At 71.7% G+C, this 2855-nt stretch carries 2 protein-coding genes; both read left to right on the forward strand.

All coding sequences use genetic code 11. The annotated features are described in order from the left end of the window. Positions 1-95: 95 nt before the first annotated feature. Complete coding sequence (locus KBA23_RS16590; RefSeq protein WP_290743334.1) at positions 96-1157, forward strand: helix-turn-helix domain-containing protein; 1062 nt, start codon at positions 96-98, stop codon at positions 1155-1157. A gap of 78 nt (positions 1158-1235) precedes the next feature. Further along, positions 1236-2747, forward strand: coding sequence for a histidine ammonia-lyase (gene hutH, locus KBA23_RS16595; RefSeq protein WP_290743335.1), 1512 nt, complete (start codon positions 1236-1238; stop codon positions 2745-2747). The last annotated feature ends 108 nt before the right edge of the window (positions 2748-2855 follow it).

The following is a 2855-nucleotide window of genomic DNA, read 5'->3' on the forward strand; positions in this document are numbered from 1 at the left end:
CGACAGAATTGGCGCAGTTTCGGACATCGCGACCGCTCTGCCTCCCGCGGGTCGAGAAAGTGGTGCATGCTTCCGGCTTCCGGACCCGCCCGACCATGCCCGCGCCGACGCCCCTCATCGACCTGCTCTTCGTCATCGCGCCGCACTCGCTGTTGCTCGACATCGCCGGGCCTGCGGAGGCCTTCCGCCTGGCGAATCTGCATCGCGAGCGGCGCGGGCTGCCGCCGCGGTTTCGCTTGCGCTTCTGCGGTCCAGTGGCGGCGCCGCCGACCTCGGTGGGGCTCGCGCTCGCCGATCTCGAGCCGTTGCCCGATCGCCTGGTCGCGCCGACCTGGGTGGTGCTCGTCGGGCAGCCGAGCGCCGAGCTCGCACGGCTCACGCCGGCGATCGCCGCCACGGCGAAGTGGCTCGGCCGGATCCTCGGCGGCGCACTCGCCGCCGCGGAAACGCCGCACCGGCTGATCACCATCTGCTCCGGCGCGCTGCTCGCGGCGCGGGCCGGCCTGCTCGTGGGGCTCCGTTGCACCACCCACCACGAGCTGCTGCCGGCGCTACGAGCCTTGTCGCCGGGGGCCGAGGTGGTCGACAACCGGGTCTTCCTCGTTGACGGGCCGCTCGCCTCGAGCGCCGGCATCACCGCCGGCATCGACCTCGCTCTGCATCTCATCGCGGAGGACTGCGGCGAAGCGTTGGCGGCGAGCGTGGCCGAGGACATGGTGGTCTACCTCCGGCGCTCGCCGCGCGACCCGGAGCTCTCCCCCTTCCTGATTCATCGGCGCCACCTGCACGCCGCCGTCCATCGTGTCCAGGACGCGATCCTCGCCGCACCAGAGCGCGATTGGGACATGGCGGCGCTGGCCGCAGTCGGCTTCGTCACCGAGCGCCATCTGTTGCGGCTCTTTCTCGAGCATGCCGGCGTCTCGCCACTCGGCTACCTGCAGTCGATCCGCCTCGAGCGCGCGCGCCAGTCGCTCGAGCGTGGCGCGAGCGTCACCCGGGCCGCGGAATCCGCTGGCTTCCGCTCGGACCTCCAGTTGCGTCGCGCCTGGAGTCGGCAGTGGGGGGGCTCGCCGCGGGATTCGGTTCGCGCGGCGAGTCCCGCGGGCGCGGGCCTCCCCGGCCGCCGCCGCTCCAACGTTTCGCGGCCTCCCGACTGAGGCCCACGGACCGCCGACTGCTAGTAGGCTAGAGACTCGCAACGTTTGTTGGCAGGGAGTTCGGGGTCGGAGGGGCGATTGATCGAATTGACCGGAGGGACGCTGTCGCTGCAGGAATTCGCCGCGGTCGCAGGCGGCGGCGAGCATGTCGTGCTGACCGCCGCAGCGCGCGAGCGCGTCGCGGCGGCGCGAGCGGTGATCGAGCGTTCGGTCGCCTCGGGCGAGGCGGTCTACGGTGTCAACACCGGCTTCGGCAACCTCGCCAACGTTCGCATCGCCGACGCCGACCTCGAGACGCTGCAGGAGCGGCTGGTCCTGTCGCATGCCGCCGGGGTGGGGGAGCCGCTGCCCGACGAAGCCGTCCGCGGCATGCTGCTGCTGCGGGCGAACACATTGGCGAAAGGGCACTCGGGCGTGCGTCCGCTGCTCATCGACAAACTCCTGGCACTGCTCAACCACGACCTTCTGCCCGAAGTGCCGAGCCGCGGCTCGGTCGGCGCCAGCGGCGACCTCGCGCCGCTCGCCCATCTGGCGCTGCCGCTCCTCGGCCGCGGTCGGGTGCGGCGGGCCGGCAGGTTCGTCCCGGCTGCCGAGGCGCTGGCCGATGCGGGCCTGGCGCCGGTGCGGCTGGCGCCGCGCGAAGGGCTCGGGCTGGTCAACGGCACGCAGGCGATGTCGTCGCTGCTCGCCCTCGCGGTTCTCGAAGCGCGCCGATTGGTGCGTATGGCCGACCTCATCGGGGCGCTTTCGACCGACGCGCTGCGCGGCACCGATGCCGCCTTCGACGCGCGCATCCACGCCGTTCGACCGCACCCGGGGCAGCTCGCCAGCGCGCGCAACCTGTGGAGCCTCATGCAGGGCTCCGGTATCCGCGACTCTCACCGCGCCGGCGATGTGCGCGTGCAGGACCCCTACTCGGTCCGCTGCATGCCGCAGGTGCATGGAGCTGTGCGCGATACCCTCGCCGATGTCGAGCGCCGGCTGCTGATCGAGATGAACTCGGCGACCGACAACCCCCTGGTTTTCGCGGCCGCCGGCGAGGCGCTTTCGGGCGGCAATTTTCACGGCGAACCGATGGCGCTGGCCGCCGATTTTCTGGCGATCGCGCTGGCCGAGCTCGCTTCGATCTCCGAACGCCGCACGGAGAAGCTCACCAATGACACTTTCTCGGGTCTGCCGCCGTTCCTGGTCGCGAACGCCGGCCTGAACTCCGGATTCATGATGGCGCACGTGACTGCGGCGGCATTGGTGTCGGAGAACAAAGGGCTGGCGCATCCGGCGAGCGTCGACTCGATTCCGACTTCGGCCGACAAGGAGGACCATGTCTCGATGGGGATGTGGGCGGCACTGAAGTGCCGGCAGGTCGCAGCCAACGCGCGCCAGGTGCTCGCCATCGAGCTGCTCGCCGCGGCGCAGGGAATCGATCTGCTGCGCCCGCTGCGCTCGAGCGACCGTCTCGAGGCGCTGCACGGCGCGGTGCGGCGCGTGGTCGCGCCGTGGGACGAGGACCGCGAGATGGCGCCGGACCTCGCTGCCGCCGACCGCCTGCTGGCGGGCGGCGAAATCCCGCATCTGGCAGAGCTCGAGTAGCGCCGGAGGCGCCATGGTGCATCCGCCCTGGGACTTCGTTGCTGTCGCCGTCCTCGCGCTGCTCGTCACCTGGGTGGTTTCGCGCCGGGCCGGGCTGCGGCGCAGCCG

Source organism: Amaricoccus sp. (genome assembly GCF_017995835.1).
Classification (GTDB): Bacteria; Pseudomonadota; Alphaproteobacteria; order Rhodobacterales; family Rhodobacteraceae; genus Amaricoccus.